Source organism: Mesorhizobium mediterraneum, from assembly GCF_002284565.1.
Classification (GTDB): domain Bacteria; phylum Pseudomonadota; class Alphaproteobacteria; order Rhizobiales; family Rhizobiaceae; genus Mesorhizobium; species Mesorhizobium mediterraneum.
This window is the reverse complement of record NZ_NPKI01000006.1, coordinates 31607-49957: the sequence shown is the minus strand read 5'-3', so window position 1 is coordinate 49957 and position 18351 is coordinate 31607. Positions and strand designations below refer to the sequence as shown.

18 protein-coding genes are annotated in these 18351 nt (G+C 63.9%); 7 read left to right on the top strand and 11 right to left on the bottom strand.

Annotated features, from left to right (window positions below):
• The first annotated feature begins 41 nt into the window (after positions 1-41).
• Positions 42-818 carry a DeoR/GlpR family DNA-binding transcription regulator gene (locus tag CIT25_RS02590; RefSeq protein WP_095483009.1) on the top strand — a complete coding sequence of 259 codons (777 nt, stop codon included), beginning with the start codon at positions 42-44 and terminating at the stop codon, positions 816-818.
• Here CIT25_RS02590 and CIT25_RS02585 read toward each other — a convergent pair.
• Positions 815-1732 (bottom strand): NAD(P)/FAD-dependent oxidoreductase, encoded by a 918-nt coding sequence (locus tag CIT25_RS02585; protein WP_095483008.1) that lies wholly within the window; start codon positions 1730-1732, stop codon positions 815-817. The two genes, CIT25_RS02590 and CIT25_RS02585, sit on opposite strands and share 4 nt — an antisense overlap.
• On the bottom strand, positions 1722-2171 hold the full coding sequence (locus CIT25_RS02580) for an RrF2 family transcriptional regulator (RefSeq protein ID WP_095483007.1): 450 nt from the start codon (positions 2169-2171) through the stop codon (positions 1722-1724). Before CIT25_RS02580 ends, CIT25_RS02585 begins: the two co-directional genes overlap by 11 nt.
• Before the next feature lie 85 nt (positions 2172-2256).
• Here CIT25_RS02580 and CIT25_RS02575 point away from each other — a divergent pair, with 85 nt between their 5' ends.
• From CIT25_RS02575 to CIT25_RS02545, 6 genes are all read left to right on the top strand, one after another.
• A complete protein-coding gene (locus tag CIT25_RS02575; protein WP_095483006.1) occupies positions 2257-3183 on the top strand; it encodes a LysR family transcriptional regulator in 927 nt (308 codons plus the stop codon).
• 124 nt (positions 3184-3307) lie between these two features.
• Complete coding sequence (locus tag CIT25_RS02570; protein WP_095483005.1) at positions 3308-4462, top strand: ABC transporter substrate-binding protein; 1155 nt, start codon at positions 3308-3310, stop codon at positions 4460-4462.
• 181 nt (positions 4463-4643) lie between these two features.
• Positions 4644-5642, top strand: coding sequence for an ABC transporter ATP-binding protein (locus tag CIT25_RS02565; RefSeq protein WP_095483004.1), 999 nt, complete (start codon positions 4644-4646; stop codon positions 5640-5642).
• A gap of 250 nt (positions 5643-5892) precedes the next feature.
• On the top strand, positions 5893-6858 hold the full coding sequence (locus CIT25_RS02555; RefSeq protein ID WP_095483003.1) for an ABC transporter permease: 966 nt from the start codon (positions 5893-5895) through the stop codon (positions 6856-6858).
• The gene (locus CIT25_RS02550; protein ID WP_095483002.1) at positions 6848-7663 is read left to right on the top strand and encodes an ABC transporter permease; all 816 of its coding nucleotides are present in this window, start codon (positions 6848-6850) and stop codon (positions 7661-7663) included. The genes CIT25_RS02555 and CIT25_RS02550 overlap by 11 nt, the downstream gene beginning before the upstream one ends.
• Before the next feature lie 29 nt (positions 7664-7692).
• Complete coding sequence (locus CIT25_RS02545) at positions 7693-9120, top strand: gamma-aminobutyraldehyde dehydrogenase (RefSeq protein ID WP_095483001.1); 1428 nt, start codon at positions 7693-7695, stop codon at positions 9118-9120.
• Between the two features lie 135 nt (positions 9121-9255).
• Here the strand turns inward: CIT25_RS02545 and CIT25_RS02540 are convergent, their stop codons facing one another.
• The 9 genes from CIT25_RS02540 to CIT25_RS02500 all read right to left on the bottom strand — a co-directional run bounded on the left by CIT25_RS02540 (position 9256) and on the right by CIT25_RS02500 (position 18341).
• Positions 9256-9570 carry a hypothetical protein gene (locus tag CIT25_RS02540; protein ID WP_095483000.1) on the bottom strand — a complete coding sequence of 105 codons (315 nt, stop codon included), beginning with the start codon at positions 9568-9570 and terminating at the stop codon, positions 9256-9258.
• 10 nt (positions 9571-9580) lie between these two features.
• A complete protein-coding gene (locus CIT25_RS02535; protein WP_095483047.1) occupies positions 9581-9943 on the bottom strand; it encodes a nuclear transport factor 2 family protein in 363 nt (120 codons plus the stop codon).
• A gap of 83 nt (positions 9944-10026) precedes the next feature.
• Entirely contained in the window at positions 10027-10500 is a 474-nt protein-coding gene (locus CIT25_RS02530; protein ID WP_095482999.1) for a carboxymuconolactone decarboxylase family protein, read from the bottom strand.
• A 108-nt stretch (positions 10501-10608) separates the two neighbouring features.
• The gene (locus CIT25_RS02525; protein WP_095482998.1) at positions 10609-12162 is read right to left on the bottom strand and encodes an alpha/beta fold hydrolase; all 1554 of its coding nucleotides are present in this window, start codon (positions 12160-12162) and stop codon (positions 10609-10611) included.
• A gap of 127 nt (positions 12163-12289) precedes the next feature.
• Positions 12290-12595, bottom strand: coding sequence for a formate dehydrogenase subunit delta (locus tag CIT25_RS02520; RefSeq protein WP_095482997.1), 306 nt, complete (start codon positions 12593-12595; stop codon positions 12290-12292).
• Complete coding sequence (gene fdhD / locus CIT25_RS02515) at positions 12585-13415, bottom strand: formate dehydrogenase accessory sulfurtransferase FdhD (protein WP_095482996.1); 831 nt, start codon at positions 13413-13415, stop codon at positions 12585-12587. Before fdhD ends, CIT25_RS02520 begins: the two co-directional genes overlap by 11 nt.
• Positions 13416-13418: 3 nt before the next feature.
• A complete protein-coding gene (gene fdhF / locus CIT25_RS02510) occupies positions 13419-16295 on the bottom strand; it encodes a formate dehydrogenase subunit alpha (protein WP_095483046.1) in 2877 nt (958 codons plus the stop codon).
• A gap of 10 nt (positions 16296-16305) precedes the next feature.
• Positions 16306-17865, bottom strand: coding sequence for a formate dehydrogenase beta subunit (locus CIT25_RS02505; protein ID WP_095482995.1), 1560 nt, complete (start codon positions 17863-17865; stop codon positions 16306-16308).
• A complete protein-coding gene (locus tag CIT25_RS02500) occupies positions 17862-18341 on the bottom strand; it encodes a formate dehydrogenase subunit gamma (protein WP_095482994.1) in 480 nt (159 codons plus the stop codon). Before CIT25_RS02500 ends, CIT25_RS02505 begins: the two co-directional genes overlap by 4 nt.
• Positions 18342-18351: the final 10 nt, after the last annotated feature.

Genomic DNA, 18351 nt, shown 5'->3' with positions numbered 1-18351 from the left:
AGAAGCGGTCAGCAGCGCAACAATCCGATTGGCGAAGCTCGATGGTCCATTCGAAGCGGCATGGCGAAATCCTGCGTCTCCTGCAGGAGGAGGGCACCGTCACCATCGCCAGCCTGGCCGACCGGCTGGGCGTCTCGCTGGAGACCGTGCGCCGCGACGTCAAGCCGCTGACCAGTGACGGTTCGATCCTGAAGATGCATGGCGCCGTCGGCCTGCCGTCGATGGCCGGCGAGGCGCCATTCGAGCGGCGCATGCGCGAGAATGCCGACGCCAAGCGCGCCATCGCCCGCATGGTTGCCGCCACCATTCGCGACGGCGAATCGATCATGCTCGACACCGGCACCACCACCTCTTTCCTGGCCCGCGAGCTGCTCGGCCACCGCCGGTTGACGGTGGTCACCAACTCCTCCGACATCGCCCGCACGCTGGCCACCGTCAATGGCAACAAGGTCTATATGGCCGGCGGCGAATTGCGCAGCGATTCGGGCGCAGCCTTCGGCGTCTCGGCCATTGAGTTCGTCAGCCGCTTTTCCGTCAATCATGCGGTGATCTCCACCGGTGCGGTCGATGCCGTCACGGGCGTCATGGACTATGATCTGGAAGAGGCGGAAATCGCCCGCATGGTGCTGTCGCGCGGCCAGCGCTCGCTCGTCATCACCGACCACACCAAGTTCGGCCGCCAGGGCCTGGTTCAGGTCTGCGGCTTCGAGGGTTTTTCCGAACTTGCCACCGACCGTTCGCCGCCGCGCGACATCGCCGCCGCCCTTGCCCAGGCGGGCGCACGGCTCAGCATTGCGGATGGCAAGATCGGAATCTAATCGAAAACCAGCGATTGGTGGGCGCATACGCCCGCGAAGGCGCCACCTGATACCGCGAAGGCGATGTTGTGCATCGATCGTGCCGCATCTCCAGCGGCATAGACGCCGGGCACGGTCGTCTGCTGCCGGTCGTCGACGGTGATCACTGGGCCGAGGAAGCCTTCCGTGAAAGTACAGCCAAGCTGCTCGGCCAGCGGGCTCGCCATGGTGTTGCGCGGTGCGGTGAACAGCGCCGCAATGCCGGCTTTGCGGCCGTCTTCGAGACTGACGATCAGCCCGCCCGAACCATCCTGTTCCAGCTCCGCCACGCCGGCCGGCTCGAACCGCACGTTCCGCCTTTCCAGCGCAAGCATCTGTTCCGCGTCAGGCTCGAACATGCCGTTGGCGAACAGCGTGACGTCACCCCAGTCGGCGATCAATTGCGCCTGATGCACTGCCATCGGGCCGGTTGCCAGCACGCCAAGCGGCCCGCCGGCCACCTCGTAACCATGGCAATAAGGACAGTGCAGCACGCTCTTTCCCCAATGCTCGGCAAGCCCGGGGACATCCGGCAGGATATCGCGCACGCCGGTGGCAAGCACCAGCCGCGCCGCGCCGAATGTCTCGCCGCGATCCGTCATAATCTCGAAGCCGGAACCGGCGGCAGCGGCCTTGTTCGCCAATCCGGCGACGACCCTGGCTGTCGGATAGGCCAGCAGCTGCCGTCTTGCGTCGTCCAGGATTGCGCCGGGCGCGCGCCCGTCCTGTCCCAGGAACCCGTGCGAATGTTCGGCAAAACGGTTACGCGGCTGGCCCGCGTCGATCACCAGGACGTTGCGCCGGGCCCGTCCTGCCTGGATGGCGGCGGACAGGCCGGCAAAGCTGCCGCCGACGACGATCAGATCATACTGCGTAGCTGGTAGATCATACTGCATGGCTGGTCACTCCAATCAACTCGTAACGGCGGTGGAAATCGGCGGCGAGATCGGCGAGCGTGATGCGACTGAGTTTTTCCGCCAGCAGCCTCTCGGCCTCGACGCGAAAATCATCGAGCGCCGCTATCACCGCTTGTTCGACAAGGCAGCCGGGACTTTCCGGCTCGGTGCCGAACGGCAGCAGCGTTTCGCCAAGGGCGGCGCTGATCTCGGCCAGCGAGATTTTCTCGGGCGCACGGCCAAGCTGCCAGCCGCCGCCATGGCCGCGCGACGAGGTGACGATGCCAGCGTCGCGCAAGCCAGCAATGGTCCGGCGGACGACGACCGGGTTCGTGTGGATGAATGTGGCGAGCTGCTCGGAGGTCAGCGCGTGCTCCTGCGTCTCGGCCATGTGGACGAGAATGTGCAGGGTCGAGGAAAGTCTGCTGTTTCGTTTCATGTAACTTACTTAGTTACGAGTCTCGCGGTCGTCAAGCGCCCGTCGCCCACTTCCCAGCGCCGCCTTCGCCGTGTTTAGTCCGGCCATGGCCTTCACCATCCGCCAATTGCAGTTCTTCATCGCCGTCGCCGAACAAGGCACGGTGTCGGGTGCTGCGCAGAACCTGTCGATCTCGCAATCGTCGGTCACCGAAGCGATCAAGGAACTGGAACACGATCTCGGCGTCGAGCTGTTCGAGCGCCACCCGCGCGGCTTGAACATCACCCACAAGGGCCATCAGTTCCTGCGCCACGCGACAAAGATTCTTGCCGACGTTTCCGATGCGCGCCGCGCCTTCTTCGGCGAGCAAGCGGCCGCAGGCGGCCGGCTCCAGCTCGGTGTCACCTCGCTGGTCGCCGGTTATGTGCTGTCCGACCTTCTCGCCCGCTATCGACGTGCCTACCCGGGCGTTGAGGTCTCGGCCATCGAGGACAATGGCGATTACCTTGAGCACCTCCTGATCGGAGGCAAGCTCGACATCGCCGTCATGGTCACCTCGAACCTGCGCGATCGCACCGCGCTGCAATCGGAAATTCTCGAAGTCTCGGCCTACCGGCTATGGCTGCCGCTCGGCCACCCGCTGGCCGGCGCCGACATCATCGGCATTGGCGACATCGCCTCGGAGCCGCTGATCATGCTGACCGTCGACGAGATCGAGGAGAACACCGGAAAACTGCTGGCGGCGATCGGCGCCAAGCCGCATGTCGCCTTCCGCACCCGCTCTGTCGAGGCGGTGCGCAGCCTCGTCGCCACCGGCGCCGGTGTGGCGTTGTTGCCCGACCTCGTCTACCGGCCATGGTCGCTCGAAGGCGACCGCATCGAATCGCGCGATATTTCGGGCTCTTTGCCGGTGGTGCAGGTCGGCATGGTCTGGCGGCGCGGCTCCGGCCTGCCGCAGGCCGCACGCGACTTCATCGGGCTTGCCCAATCGCAGCGCATGGTCCGTCAGCGACCGGAGAAGATTGGCCGCTGATCTATCGGAAAAACCGATATCGCCTTTCTGATAAATGAATTTGCGAAACCGGAAATTTCGCAGCACCTTCACGGTCGGGACCAAGCCGCCGCGACAGTGCGGCCCCTCAAATGGGAGATCGACGATGAATTCATTCCTGAAGTCATGCACTGCATTGACGGTCGCGCTGACCTTCTCCGGCCAGGCGATCGCTCAGGTCAAGGAACTCGGCAAGGGCGAAGGCCAGGTCAACATTGTCGCCTGGCCCGGCTACATCGAGCGCGGCGAAACTGACAAGGGCTACGACTGGGTCACGTCCTTCGAGAAGGACACAGGCTGCAAGGTCAACGTCAAGACGGCCAACACGTCCGACGAAATGGTCGCGCTGATGAATGAGGGCGGCTTCGATCTCGTCACCGCCTCGGGCGACGCGTCGCTGCGCCTCGTCGCCGGCAAGCGCGTCCAGCCGATCAACACCGATCTCGTCCCGAGCTGGAAGACGGTCGACGACCGGCTCAAGGATGCGCCGTGGTTCACGGTCGGCGGCGTCCACTACGGCGTCCCCTACCAGTGGGGCCCGAATGTGCTGATGTACAACACCGAGGTGTTCAAGGAAGCGCCGAAGAGCTGGAACGTCGTCTTCGAGGAGATGACCTTGCCTGACGGCAAGTCGAACAAGGGCCGCGTCCAGGCCTATGACGGGCCGATCCATGTCGCCGATGCCGCCAACTATCTGATGTTTCACAAGCCGGAGCTCGGCATCAAGGATCCCTACGAGCTGACCGAGGATCAGTACAAGGCCGCGCTAGATCTGCTGCGCGTCCAGCGCACGCTGGTCGGACGCTACTGGCATGACGCCGCCATCCAGGTCGACGACTTCCAGAACGAAGGCGTTGTTGCTTCAGGTTCATGGCCCTACCAGGTCAACACGCTGGTTGCCGCCAAGAAACCGGTCGCTTCGACTATTCCGCAAGAAGGCGTCACCGGCTGGGCCGACACCACCATGATGGAGGCCGACGCAGCCCACCCGAACTGCGCCTATATGTGGCTGGAACATTCGCTGTCGCCGAAAGTCCAGGGCGACATTTCCGCCTGGTTCGGCTCGTTGCCGGTGGTGCCGGCTGCCTGCAAAGGCAACGAACTGCTCGGCGAAGAAGGCTGCAAGACCAACGGCTACGACAATTTCGAAAAGATCAAGTTCTGGAAGACGCCAGTGTCGAAATGCGCCACCCAGAACGACCAGTGCGTGCCTTACTATCGCTGGGTGTCGGATTACATTGGCGTCATCGGCGGGCGGTGAGTTCGTCTCACTCGTTCTGAGAACGTATCACTGCCCTCACTCTCACCCTCTCCCCGACGGGAGAGGGAGGACGCCGGCGTTTAGGTAAGCCCCCTTCTCCCTGTCACTATACGGGGAGAAGGTGCCGGCAGGCGGATGAGGGCAGCGCCGTCGCCTGAATTTGATCAGCCTGGGACAGCCCATGACACCAGCCGTTTCGTTCGCCAAAGTCTCTCGCCATTTCGGCAGCGTGCGCGCCGTCGATATGGTCGATCTCGACATCGTGCCGGGCGAGTTCTTTGCCATGCTTGGGCCTTCCGGTTCCGGCAAGACGACCTGCCTGCGCCTGATCGCCGGCTTCGAGCAGCCGACATCGGGCTCGATCTCCATCTTCGGCGAACGTGCCGAAGGCGTTCCGCCTTACCGCCGCAACGTCAACACCGTGTTTCAGGACTACGCGCTGTTTCCGCATCTGAACGTGCTCGACAATGTCGCCTATGGGCTAATGGTCAAGGGAGTCGGGAAAGCCGAGCGGCACAAGGCAGCCGAGGAGGCGCTATCGCTGGTGCGGCTCCCGGGCTACGGCGCCCGCCGTCCCGGCCAGCTCTCCGGTGGCCAGCGCCAGCGCGTCGCGCTCGCTCGCGCGCTGGTCAACCAGCCCAAGGTGCTGCTGCTCGATGAACCGCTTGGCGCGCTCGACCTCAAGCTGCGCGAGAACATGCAGGAGGAGCTGAAGTCGCTGCAGAAGGCGCTCGGCATCACCTTCGTCTTCGTCACCCATGACCAGGGCGAGGCCCTTTCGATGGCCGACCGCGTCGCCGTCTTCAACGACGGCAAGGTCATGCAGATCGGCACGCCGGAGGACATCTACCAGCGCCCGAAGACGCGTTTCGTCGCCGATTTCGTCGGCTCGTCCAATGTGCTGCCGCCTGATTTCGTCCAGCGTTATTCCGGCCAGCATCGCTGGGGGAGCCTGCGTCCTGAATCCATTCGCATTGGTCGAGCGGCCAAGGGCGACGGCGTTGCCGCTCGCCTCGTCTCGACCAACTATCTCGGCGCCACGACAAGACTGGCGCTCGATGCCGACGGGCTGAGGCTGCACGCCATCGTGCCAGCGGGTGCGAAATTGCCGAGGGAGGGTGAGGCGGTCATGCTCACCTTCAACCGCGAGCATCTGCATCTGATGGACGAGCCCGGATGATGGCGCTGAAGGTAGCTAGTGGACTGAGTGAGGCGCTCCACGGCGCCCCCCTCTGTCCTGCCGGACATCTCCCCCACTTGGGGGGAGATCGGCAGCTTCGAGCTCGCCGCCAATCCTGCAATGTTGGAGATTTGCGAAAGCAGTCGCGACAGCTAATCTCCCCCCAAGTGGGGGAGATGTCCGGCAGGACAGAGGGGGGCGCGAAGGATCGCGGCCTCTCATATTTCCTCCGCCAAGACAGAGCGGCGTCATGACAATCGCCGTGCTCAACTCCAATCCCGCGCCCGCCATCCTGCCGGGAAGCGGCGGCATGCGTGGCGCCTTGTCCGACGTCTTCTGGCGCAAGCCGAAGCTGCTGCTGCTGTTGATGCTGCTGCCGCCGGTGCTGTGGCTCGGCATCGTCTATATCGGCTCGCTGTTCGCGCTGCTCTTGCAGAGTTTTTTCTCGATCGACGAATTCTCCGGCCTCATCAACCGCGAATTCACGCTGAAGACCTATGGCGATCTGCTGCAGGCCGCCAATCTCGACATCATCCTGCGCACGGTGACGATGGCGGCCCTGGTCACGCTCGCCTCGGCGGTCATCGCTTTCCCCATCGCCTATTACGCGGCGCGCTATGCGCGCGGCCGCTGGAAGGCGCTGTTCTATCTCGGCATCATGCTGCCGCTGTGGTCGAGCTATCTGGTCAAGATCTACGCCTGGAAGCTCATCCTCGCCAAGGAAGGCATCCTGACCTGGCTGCTCGCCAAGCTGCATCTTCTATGGCTTGTTGATGGTTGGCTGTTGCTGCCGATCGTCGGCGGCAATTCGCTGTCGGTGTCGTCCACCGGCACCTTCATCGTCTTCGTCTATGTCTGGCTGCCCTTCATGATCCTGCCGGTGCAGGCGGCACTCGAGCGCGTGCCGGGCAATCTGGTCGAGGCCTCGTCCGATCTCGGCGCCTCGCCCGGCCAGACCTTCCGCAACGTGCTGTTCCCGCTGGCACTGCCGGGCATCGTCGCCGGCTCGATCTTCACCTTCTCGCTGACGCTCGGCGATTACATCATCCCGCAGATCATCGGCACCTCGCGGCTGTTCATCGGACAGGCCGTCTATTCGCAGCAGGGCACCGCCGGCAACATTCCGCTTGCCGCCGCCTTCACCGTGGTGCCCATCGTCATCATGGGCTTCTATCTCTGGGGCGCCAAGCGCATGGGAGCTTTCGATGCGCTCTGATGGCTCACAACCCGCTCCTCTCGGCCTGAAGGTCGCCGCCGCCTGCGGCCTGCTGTTCCTGCATCTGCCGATCCTCCTGATCTTTATCTATGCCTTCACGACCGAGGAAAAGAGCTTCGTCTGGCCGCCGCCGGGGCTGACGACGCAGTGGTTCGCTGTCACCTGGAACCGCCCGGACGTTTGGCAAGCGCTGTCGCTGTCGGTCCGGGTCGCTGCCATCTCAACCGCCGTCGCCCTGGTCCTCGGCACGCTCTGCGCGGCCGCCGTGTCGCGAACACGGTTCTTTGGCCGCGAAACCATCTCGCTGCTGGTCATCCTGCCGATAGCGCTGCCCGGCATCATCACGGGCATCGCGTTGCGTTCGGCCTTTTCGCTGGCCGAGATTCCGTTCTCCTTCTGGACGATCGTGCTCGGCCACGCCACCTTCTGCGTCGTCGTCGTTTACAACAACGCCGTCGCCCGCTTCCGCCGCACCTCCGGCTCGATGATAGAGGCGTCGATGGACCTTGGCGCCGACGGCTTCCAGACGTTCCGCCATGTCGTGCTGCCCAACATCGCCACCGCCCTGCTCGCTGGCGGCATGCTCGCCTTCGCGCTGTCGTTCGACGAGGTCATTGTCACCACCTTCACCGCCGGCCAGCAACAGACGTTGCCGATCTGGATGCTGGAGGAGTTGATCCGTCCGCGCCAGCGCCCGGTCACCAATGTCGTGGCCATGGTTGTCGTGCTGGTGACGCTGCTGCCCATCCTCGCCGCCTACTACCTGACCCGCGACGGCGACCAGATCGCCGGTTCGGGCAAATGACGTCAAAAATCCATAAGGGAGAGACTTCCATGGACACAAAGATGCTGATCGGCTCGAAATTCGAGAAGGGCACCGAGACCGAGGAGCCGATCCTCAATCCGAAGACCGGGGCGACCATCCTCAACCTGCCTGAAGCCAGCCAGGCGCAGATCGAGGCAGCGGTGCTGGCGGCCGAAAAGGCTTTCGTCACCTGGTCGCGCACCACGCCGGCGCAGCGCGCGGGCTATCTCCTGAAGATCGCCGACCGCATCGAGGCCGACGCGAAGGATTTCGCCGCACTCGAGGCGCTCAATTGCGGCAAGCCGATCAATGCCGTGCTCAACGACGAGATCCCGGCGATCGTCGATTGCTACCGCTTCTTTGCCGGTGCCGTCCGCTCGATGCCCGGGCAGGTCGCCGGCGAATACATCCCCGGCCACACTTCGATGGTCCGGCGCGACGCCATCGGCGTCGTCGCTTCGATCGCGCCGTGGAACTACCCGCTGATGATGATGGCCTGGAAGCTGGCGCCGGCGATCGCCGGCGGCAATACCGTGGTTTTCAAACCGTCGGAGCAGACGCCGCTGACGGCGCTAAAGCTGGCGAAGATACTAGCCGAGATCCTGCCGGAAGGCGTCGTCAATGTCGTGCTCGGCCGCGGAGACAGCGTCGGCAACACGCTGATCAACCACCCGAAAATCAACATGATCTCGATCACCGGCGATGTCGCCACCGGCAAGAAGGTGCTGCAGGCGGCCGCCAAGTCGGTCAAGCGCACCCATCTCGAGCTCGGTGGCAAGGCGCCGGTCATCGTCTTCGATGACGCCGACCTGGGCGCGGTGATCAACGGCCTGCGCGCCTTCGGCTATTACAATGCCGGCCAGGACTGCACCGCCGCCTGTCGCATCTATGCCGGCAAGAAGATCTACGACAAGCTTGTCGCCGACCTTTCCTCGGCCGTCTCGACCATCAAGTACAACCGCCCCGACGACACCGAGAACGAGATCGGGCCGCTCATCTCACGCCGCCAGCGCGACCGCGTTTCGAGCTTCGTCGAACGCGCCTCCGAGTTGAAGCACATCGAGATCACCACCGGTGGCAAGCCGGGCGAGGGCTCCGGCTTCTTCTACCAGCCGACGGTCGTCGCCGGCGCCTTGCAGGAAGACGAGATCGTGCGCCGCGAAGTGTTCGGGCCGGTCGTCTCGGTCACTCGCTTTTCCGAAGTCGACGAGGCGGTGAGCTGGGCCAATGACAGCGACTATGGCCTCGCGTCCTCGGTGTGGACCAAGGATGTCTCGCGCGCCATGGCGACAGCCGCTCGGTTGCAATATGGCTGCACCTGGATCAACACCCATTTCATGCTGACCAACGAGATGCCGCATGGCGGGCTGAAACAGTCCGGCTACGGAAAGGACATGTCACTCTATGCCCTGGAGGATTATACCGCCGTGCGGCATGTGATGGTGGCACACGGCTAGCGCCTTCCCTTCTCCCCGCTCACGGGGAGAAGGTGGCCCGAAGGGCGGATGAGGGGCAGCACAAGCTTCTGCCAACTTGGCGCTGCCCCTTATCTGCCTGCCGGCATCTTCTTCCCGTTAACGGGCAGAAGAGCGCTACTCCACAATGCGATAGATGTTCCACAGGCTGGTGCCCGACACCACATAGGGCTCCATCTCCTTCCCCCATTTGGCGTGCGCGTCGATCTTGCCGATCTTGGCGAAGAATTCCTCCAGTTGTGCTAGGCTTTCGACCTGGTGGTGTGACTCGACCGTCGCCTCCCGTGCGCCGATCGAACCGGTCATGATCTGGAACTCAAGCTCGGCGAGACCGACCTGCGAGCCGATCTCGCGTTCCCATTTTTTCAACAAGTCGAGCACTGCCTGCTTGTGCCCGAACTTGGCGTCGATCTGCCATCTGGCGCTGAACATGGCCGCCTCCTCACTCGTCCCATGCCTGCACGACGGTCTGCCGCGCAATCTGGCCGTCCTTCAGCTCCAGCATCGCCGCGCAGAACACTTTTGTGCCGTCCGGGTAGTCGCAGGCCTGGGTGAAGGCGAGGTTGTCGCCGTCGGCGATGGTGGTGTCGACCTTGTGGGTCATCGCCCGGCTGCAGATGTCGTCCCAGAACGTGCTGATCGCCGCGCGCCCGCGGATTTCGCGCGGCTTGCTCGGCGGATTGTTGCGGTCGATTACCCGCACCAGCGCGTCGTCGGCATAGAAGCTCGACAGCAATTTTCCGTCACGGCCTTCGATCGCTTTCTTGATCGCCGCGCCGTCCACGGCCTGTGTCTTGGTCACCATTGTATCCTCCATGTGCCCGTCTTCACGAGCGGGCGTTTGATTGATCGGCGCTGTCCGGCGTTCATCGCCGGGGAGTGATTTTTCTACTGTGACTTCGCCTTGACGGCGGCGAACACCTCATCGGCCTGCTGCTTGAAAGTCGCGAGATCGACCTGGCTGCCGTTGAGCATCGTCGACCAGTGGCGCACGATCGCGGCCATCGCCACCGCTTCCTTGATCTCCTCGTCGGTTGCGCCATTGAGCTTGGCTGCCTGCGTGTGGAAATAGATGCAGTACTGGCAGGGGATCTGCGCAGCGACAGCGAGGCCCATCAACTCCTTGGTCTTGCCATCGAGCGCGGTTTTCGGGTTGAGCTGCACCCCTTTGATCTCAGCCCAGGCGCCGGCGACCGCGACGTCCGGCAGTGTCCTGAACATGTCCGGCACCGAGCCGAGCGTCGCCTGGATATCCTTGTAGGCAGCCGTTGCCGAAGCATCCTCGGCCTTTGCCGGGGCAACAGTCAGGAGCGCACCAATGCCTGCTGCCATCACCAATGATTGGATCTTCCATTTCAACATTTCATCCTCCCTTCGCGGTGCCTTTTCTCGGCGACATCCGCCTGGCCTGCGGAGAGAATTGATACGCTTACGCTTCCGTGGCCGCTTCGCCCGAAAGCGCCATGGCTCTCATGGCCCGTCCGGGCCAGCGTGCCTGGCAGAAAACGCCGCCGCAGCCGCGCGCGACGGCAGATCCAGCTTGAGCAATATGTTGGCGACGTGGCGCTTGACCGTGTGCTCGCTCAGCCTGAGTTCGGCGGCAATCGCGGCATTGCTCTTGCCGTCGGCAATCAGGCTCACCACCTCGCTTTCGCGTGCCGTCAGCGCTGCCGGCTCGGTCATCCGGGCTTTGGGCCGGCAGGCGGGCTCCAGATGCTGTTCGGACGTCGCATGCACCAGGGCGAGCGGCTCATCGAGTTCGTCAAGCGCGATCCGCCCGGCATCGGTGAAATGAAGGCCCGAACCGGTTGCCAGATCGGCGACCAGCCGGGACGCGAGGATATCGCCGCTGCCGGCATGGGCGGCAAGCTGCATCGTCACGCGCCCTGTCAGCCCCGCCGGCGGTCCGCGCAACTCGATCTCGCCGACATGCGCACCTTGCGCTGTGGCCACGCCGATCTTCTGTGCCGCGTCGCGCAGCGCCGCCGCACAGCGTATGGCACGCGCCGGGGCGTCGAAGCGCGACATCATCAGCTCGCCATGCGTTCCAGCAGAGCGGCCACCATGGCGCCCGACCAGCAGCCGCCAAGTTTCCTGAAAACGCTGGCTGCGCTCGCTCCACATGCGGTCGCCGAGGCGCGCGGTATCGTAGATGCGGGTCGCTAGAAGTGCGGCTAGCACGCGCTCCGCCTCGGCGACAGCGCGCTCGCCGGTTAGAAACTCCTCGATCAGGTCGGCCACCCGGTCCACGTCGCCGGTCCAAATCGGGTGGTCGCGGCCAGGGATCACGACCAGGCGGGCATTCGGGATCTTTTTGGCCAGGAAACGACTGGCGTCGGGATCGACCCGCGCATCGTTGCGGCGATGGATCAGCAACGTTGGTGCGCTGATCGCCGCCAGCACGCCGCGCACGTCGATCCCCGCATTCATGCGCGCCAAGGCAGCTGCCGCCGTCGGGCTCGCCGATAGCCGCTCGAAGCGCCCCCACCATGTTGCAAAACGGGAATCGTCAACCCGGCCAGGCGCGAAATGAGGCAAGGTGGCGCCGGTGCCCCATGCGGTCTCCGCCATCTCGATGAAGGCGTCGAGGCGTTCCGGTGGCATCACCCATTTGTGGAAATGTGCATAGCCGCCATAGAGCACCAGCGCCCGGGTCCGCTCCGGATAGGTGGCGGCGAACAGCATCGCCATCGGCGCGCCTTCCGAAGCACCGAGCAATGCCGCACGGCCGCTGCCAGTGGCATCCATCACCGCACGCACATCGTCCATGCGGGTTTCGAGACTAGGCAGGTGATGCGCATCGACGCGATCGGACAGGCCGGTGCCGCGCTTGTCGAACAGGATCAGCCGCGAGAACTCTGAAAGCCGTTTCAGCAGACGGCTGTAACCCTCGTCTTCCCAGTGCAGATCGAGATTGGAAATGAAGCCCGGCACGAAAACGAGATCGAACGATCCCTGGCCGACCACCTGGTAGGCGATCCGCACGTCGCCGCTTCGGGCGTATCGAGTTTCGATCGGCCTCACGAGGTTTGTCCGCCCGGCCCGACGATTTCTGGTCGCGGGATCATAGCAGAGGCGCGCGGATTGCGGCAGATGCAACTTTAGAGAGGTTGAATGTAAGCCGGCGGCAGCTAAAGAGACGTTTGCTGGCCTATTTCTGTGACGCTGCGGCGATCTCGGCCCTCCCGTCCGCGCTAAAACCTGCGCCCTCCGGCGCACTCGGCCGCTTGATCCTCACCGAGGCGGCCACGACAAGCTCGTTGAAGCCTTCGCCACCGCTGTCCAGCATTTCGAACAATTGCCGCCGCATCCTCGGTTCCCAGAACTTGTTGATGTGCTCGGCGACGCCGGCAATGCCTTCCTCGCGCGGCTTGGAGTGAAAAAAGGCTGCGATCTGGTTGGCCATGCGGACCAGCTTCTCGCCGGTGCTCATGATGTGGCCTTCGTCATGCGACATGCTTGGCAACTCCAGAAACCACCCGTTCGGGGTGGGTGAAAATATCGAAATCATCGCCGCGTACGAGAGCCACCAGCGTCATGCCAGCCTCTTCTGCGGTGCGGATGGCAAGTGCCGTCGGTGCCGAGACGGCAATGATGAAGGCAGCACCTATCGCCGCCGTCTTCTGCACCATCTCAACCGAAACGCGCGACGTCACGACGACGGCACCCGAGGTGCCGTCGATGCCGGCTTTGGCCAGTGCGCCGGCCAGCTTGTCGAGCGCATTGTGGCGGCCGACATCCTCGCGCGCCATGACGATGCCCTTGCCGTGGATGTAAAAGCCGGCGGCATGCACCGCACCGGTCTCGGCGTGCAGCGGCTGCACCCTCGACAGAAGCTTGACCGAGCGGATGATATCTTCGGCCGCAAGCGTAAGTTTTGACGAACCGACGGCCTCGACCGAGCGCATCGCTTCCTCGATCGATTCGATGCCGCACAGCCCGCAGCCGACCGGTCCGGCCAGCCTTCTGCGCCGCGCTTCGAAGCGCGTATTGGCCTGGTCCTTCAAGCTGATCTGGATGTCGATGCCGGCGCCGTGATCTTCGATTTCGATCGCCTCGATTTCTTGGCGGTCGGCGATGATGCCTTCGGTCAGTGAGAAGCCGAGCGCGAAATCCTCGAAATCGGCGGGACTTGCCATCATCACCGCATGAGTGGTGCCGGCAAAGGAGAACGCCACCGGCGTCTCTTCCGGCACCATACGGTTGGCGGCCGCAGTGCCGCCGGCGCGGTGCGCCAGCCGCGAGATCTGCGTCGTGGCTTTGCGGCGCGCGCTCAAAGATTACTCCGCTGCTTCCAGCGTCGCGATGCGACGGCTGTTGCGGGCCTGCTCGTCATAGTCGATCTGCCATTCCGACGGTCCGTTGGACGCGCCTACCTGCACCGCCGTCACCTTATATTCCGGACAGTTGGTTGCCCAGTCGGAGAAGTCGGTGGTGATGACGTTGGCCTGCGTGTCGGGGTGGTGGAACGTCGTATAGACCACGCCAGGCGACACCTTGTCGGTGATCAGCGCGCGCAGCGTCGTCTCGCCGGAGCGGCTCGTCAGGCGGACCCAGTCGCCGTCGCGCAGGCCGCGGTTTTCGGCGTCATGCGGGTGGATCTCAAGCCGGTCCTCGCTGTGCCACATGATATTGTCGGTACGCCGGGTCTGCGCGCCGACATTGTACTGCGACAGGATGCGGCCGGTGGTCAGCAGCAGCGGGAAGCGCGGTCCCGTCCTCTCGTCGGTCGCAACATATTCGGTGCGGATGAACTTGCCCTTGCCGCGCACGAAACCGCTGATATGCATGATCGGCGTGCCTTCCGGCGCCTTCTCGTTGCAGGGCCACTGCACCGAGCCCATCTTTTCCAGATAGTCGTAAGAGACGCTGGCGAAGCTCGGCGTCGTCTTGGCGATCTCGTCCATGATTTCCGACGGATGCTGGTAATTCCAGGCAAGCCCCATCGTCTGTGCGAGCTTCTGCGTCACTTCCCAGTCGGCCAGCCCGTTCTTCGGCGCCATCACCTTGCGCACGCGGTTGATGCGGCGCTCGGCATTGGTGAAGGTGCCGTCCTTCTCGAGGAAGGTCGAGCCGGGCAGGAAGACATGCGCGTAGTTGGCGGTCTCGTTGAGGAAGAGGTCGTGCACGACCACGCATTCCATTGCCGCCAGCCCTGCGGCGACATGCTTGGTGTCGGGATCCGACTGCAGGATGTCCTCGCCCTGCACATAGAGGCCCTTGAACGAGCCGTCGACGGCGGCGTCCAGCATGTTGGGGATGCGCAGGCCGGGCTCATCGTCGAGCTTGACGCCCCACAGGCTCTCATAGATGTCGCGCACCGCGTCGCCGGAGACGTGGCGATAGCCGGGCAGCTCATGCGGGAACGAGCCCATGTCGCAGGAGCCCTGGACATTGTTCTGGCCGCGCAGCGGGTTCACGCCGACGCCCGGCCGGCCGACATTGCCGGTCGCCATGGCAAGGTTGGCGATGGCGATGACCGTGGTCGAGCCCTGGCTGTGCTCGGTCACGCCGAGGCCGTAATAGATCGCGCCATTGCCGCCGGTGGCAAACAGCCGAGCGGCGCCGCGGATCTCTTCGGGATCGACACTGGCAAGCTGACCGACCACTTCAGGGCTGTTTTCTGGCAGCGCCACGAACGACGCCCAGTCCTGGAACTCGTCCCAATCGCAGCGCTCGCGGATGAAGGCCTCATCGAACAGGCCTTCGGTGACGATGACGTGGGCAAGCGCGGTGACCACGGCGACATTGGTGCCGGGCTTCAGCGGCAGATGATGCTGCGCCTCGATATGGGCCGAGCGCACGATATCGGTGCGGCGCGGGTCGAGCACGATCAGCTTGGCGCCCTTGCGCAGCCGCTTCTTCATGCGCGACGCAAATACCGGATGTGCGTCGGTCGGATTGGCACCGATGATCATCACCACGTCGGTTTTCTCGATCGAATCGAAATCCTGGGTGCCGGCCGAAGTGCCGAATGTCTGGCCAAGACCATAGCCGGTCGGCGAATGGCAGACGCGGGCGCAGGTGTCGACATTGTTGTTGCGGAAACCCTGGCGGATCAGCTTCTGCACCAGATAGGTTTCCTCGTTCGTGCAGCGCGACGAGGTGATGCCGCCGATCGAGGTGCGGCCATACTGGTACTGGATGCGGCGGAACTCGTTGGCGGTATGGGTGAGCGCTTCTTCCCACGACACTTCGCGCCATGGATCGGTGACCTTTTCGCGGATCATCGGATTGAGGATGCGCTCCTTGTGGGTCGAATAGCCGTAGGCAAAACGTCCCTTGACGCAGCTATGGCCACGGTTCGCCTTGCCGTCCTTGTAGGGCACCATGCGCACCAGCTCGTCGCCGCGCATTTCGGCCTTGAACGAGCAGCCGACGCCGCAATAGGCGCAGGTGGTGACGACCGAATGCTCCGGCTGGCCGATCTTGATCACCGATTTCTCGGAGAGCGTCGCCGTCGGGCAGGCCTGCACGCAGGCACCGCAGGACACGCATTCGCTGTCGATGAACAGCTGATGCATGCCGGGCGAGACGCGGCTTTCGAAGCCGCGGCCCTCGATGGTCAGCGCGAAGGTGCCTTGCACCTCCTCGCAGGCGCGCACGCAGCGCGAGCAGACGATGCATTTCGACGGATCATAGGTGAAGTACGGGTTGGACTCGTCCTTCGCCATCCATTTGAAATTTTCTGCGCCGTCGTTCTTCTTGAAAACGTGGTTGTCGCCCTCATAGCCGTAGCGCACGTCGCGCAGGCCGACGACGCCGGCCTGCGTCTGCAATTCGCAGTCGCCATTGGCAGCACAGGTCAGGCAGTCGAGCGGATGGTCGGAGATGTAGAGCTCCATCACGCCGCGGCGGATGTCCTTCAGCCTTCCGGTCTGGGTATGCACCACCATGCCCGGCGCCACCGGCGTCGTGCAGGAGGATGGCGTGCCGTTGCGGCCGTCGATCTCGACCAGGCAAAGCCGGCAGGAGCCGAAGGCGTCGACCATGTCGGTGGCGCAGAGTTTCGGAATGGCGATGCCCGCCTCCATCGAGGCGCGCATGATCGAGGTGCCTTCCGGCACGGTGACGGTGAAGCCGTCAACCGTCAGCGTCACCTGCTTCTCGGAGGTCGAGGCCGGTGTGCCGTAGTCGATTTCCTGAACGAGACCCATGGCGAGACTCCTATTCTGCTGCTTCGGCGACCGGCGCCGGCTTGAAATCATCGCGGAAGTGGTTGATTGCGCTCATCACCGGGTAGGGCGTGAAGCCACCCAGCGCACAGAGCGAACCGAACTTCATCGTGTTGCAGAGGTCTGTCACCAGCTCGATCTGCTTTTCCGGCTCGATACCCCTGGCGATCTTGTCGATCGTCTCGACGCCGCGCGTCGAGCCGATGCGGCATGGCGTGCACTTGCCGCAGCTTTCGATGGCGCAGAACTCCATGGCGAAGCGCGCTTGCTTCAGCATGTCGGCGGTGTCGTCGAACACGGTGATGCCGGCATGGCCGATCAGCCCGTCCTTGGCGGCGAAAGCCTCGTAGTCGAATGGCGTGTCGAACAGGGCGCGGGGAAAATAAGCTCCCAACGGACCCCCGACCTGCACCGCCTTGACCGGACGTCCGGTCGCCGTGCCGCCGCCGATGTCATCGACGATCTCGCCAAGCGTCATGCCGAACGCTGCCTCGAACAGGCCGCCATATCTGACATTGCCGGCGATCTGGATCGGAATGGTGCCGCGCGAGCGGCCCATGCCGAAATCCTTGTAGAAGGCAGCACCCTTGTCCATGATGACAGGCACCGATGCCAGCGAGATGACGTTGTTGATTACCGTCGGCTTGCCGAACAGGCCCTGGATGGCCGGCAGTGGCGGCTTGGCGCGAACGACGCCGCGCTTGCCTTCGAGGCTGTTGAGCAGCGAGGTCTCCTCGCCGCAGACATAGGCACCGGCGCCGACGCGGATTTCCAAGTCGAAGGCGTTGGGCGAGCCCAGCACGTTGACGCCGAGCAGGCCCGCCTCGCGGGCGACCTCGACCGCCTTCTGCATCATCGCCACCGCATGCGGATATTCCGAGCGGATATAGACAAAACCCTTGGTCGCGCCGGTCGCGACGCCGGCGATCGCCATTCCCTCGATCAGCACGAAGGGGTCGCCCTCCATGATCATGCGGTCGGCGAAGGTGGCGCTGTCGCCCTCGTCGGCATTGCAGACGATATACTTTTTGTCGGCCGTCGTATCGAGCACCGTTTTCCATTTGATGCCGGTCGGGAAGCCGGCGCCGCCGCGACCGCGCAGGCCCGACTCGGTGACCTGCTTGACGATGTCGGCCGGCGCCATCGCCACGGCGTTCTGCAGGCCCTTCAGCCCGCCATGTGCCTTGTAGTGATCGAGCGACAGCGGATTGATGACGCCGCAACGCGCGAAGGTCAGGCGCGTCTGCCTGGCCAGGAACGGGATCTTGTCGGGCGCGCCCAGCCAGCGCTTGTGGTGACCGCCGGTGAGGAAGCCGCTGTCGAACAGTCCTTTGACGTCGGACGGCTTTACCGGCCCGTAGGCGACGCGGCCCTTGTCTGTTGTTGCCACTTCGACCATCGGCTCGAGGAAATAGGCGCCGCGCGAACCGTTGCGCACGATCTTGGCCTCAATGCCGCGATCGGCCAATTCTCTCTCAATCGCCTTGGCGACCTTTTCCGCACCCAGCGCCAGCGCGCCGGAGTCTCCCGGAATGTAGATGCGCGGGATCACGAGCGCACCTCGGCAACGATCTCGTCGAGCTTTTCGTCATCGAGCCGGCCGATCACCGCGCCGTCCAGCATCGCCGATGGCGCGCAGGCGCAAAGGCCGAGGCAATAGACCGGTTCCAGCGTCACCGAACCGTCGCGCGCCGTCTCGTGGAAACCGATACCCAGCAATTGCTTGAGCTTGGCGGCAATGGCATCCGAGCCCATCGACTGACAGGCTTCCGCCTGACAGAGCTTCAGCACATGCCGCCCGGCCGGGTGGCTGCGGTAGTCATGGTAGAAGGTTACGACGCCGTGCACCTCCGCCTTGGAGATGTTCAGCGCCTCGGCGATCACCGGCAGCGCGTCCTGCGGCACATGGCCGAACTCTTCTTGGATGCCGTGGAGGATCGGCAATAGCGGGCCTTCGAGGCCCTTCAGCTCCTGGATGATCGCCGCCGTGCGCGACGCGATCTCGGTACTTGCAGGCTGCATTGTCATGCAGCGCCCT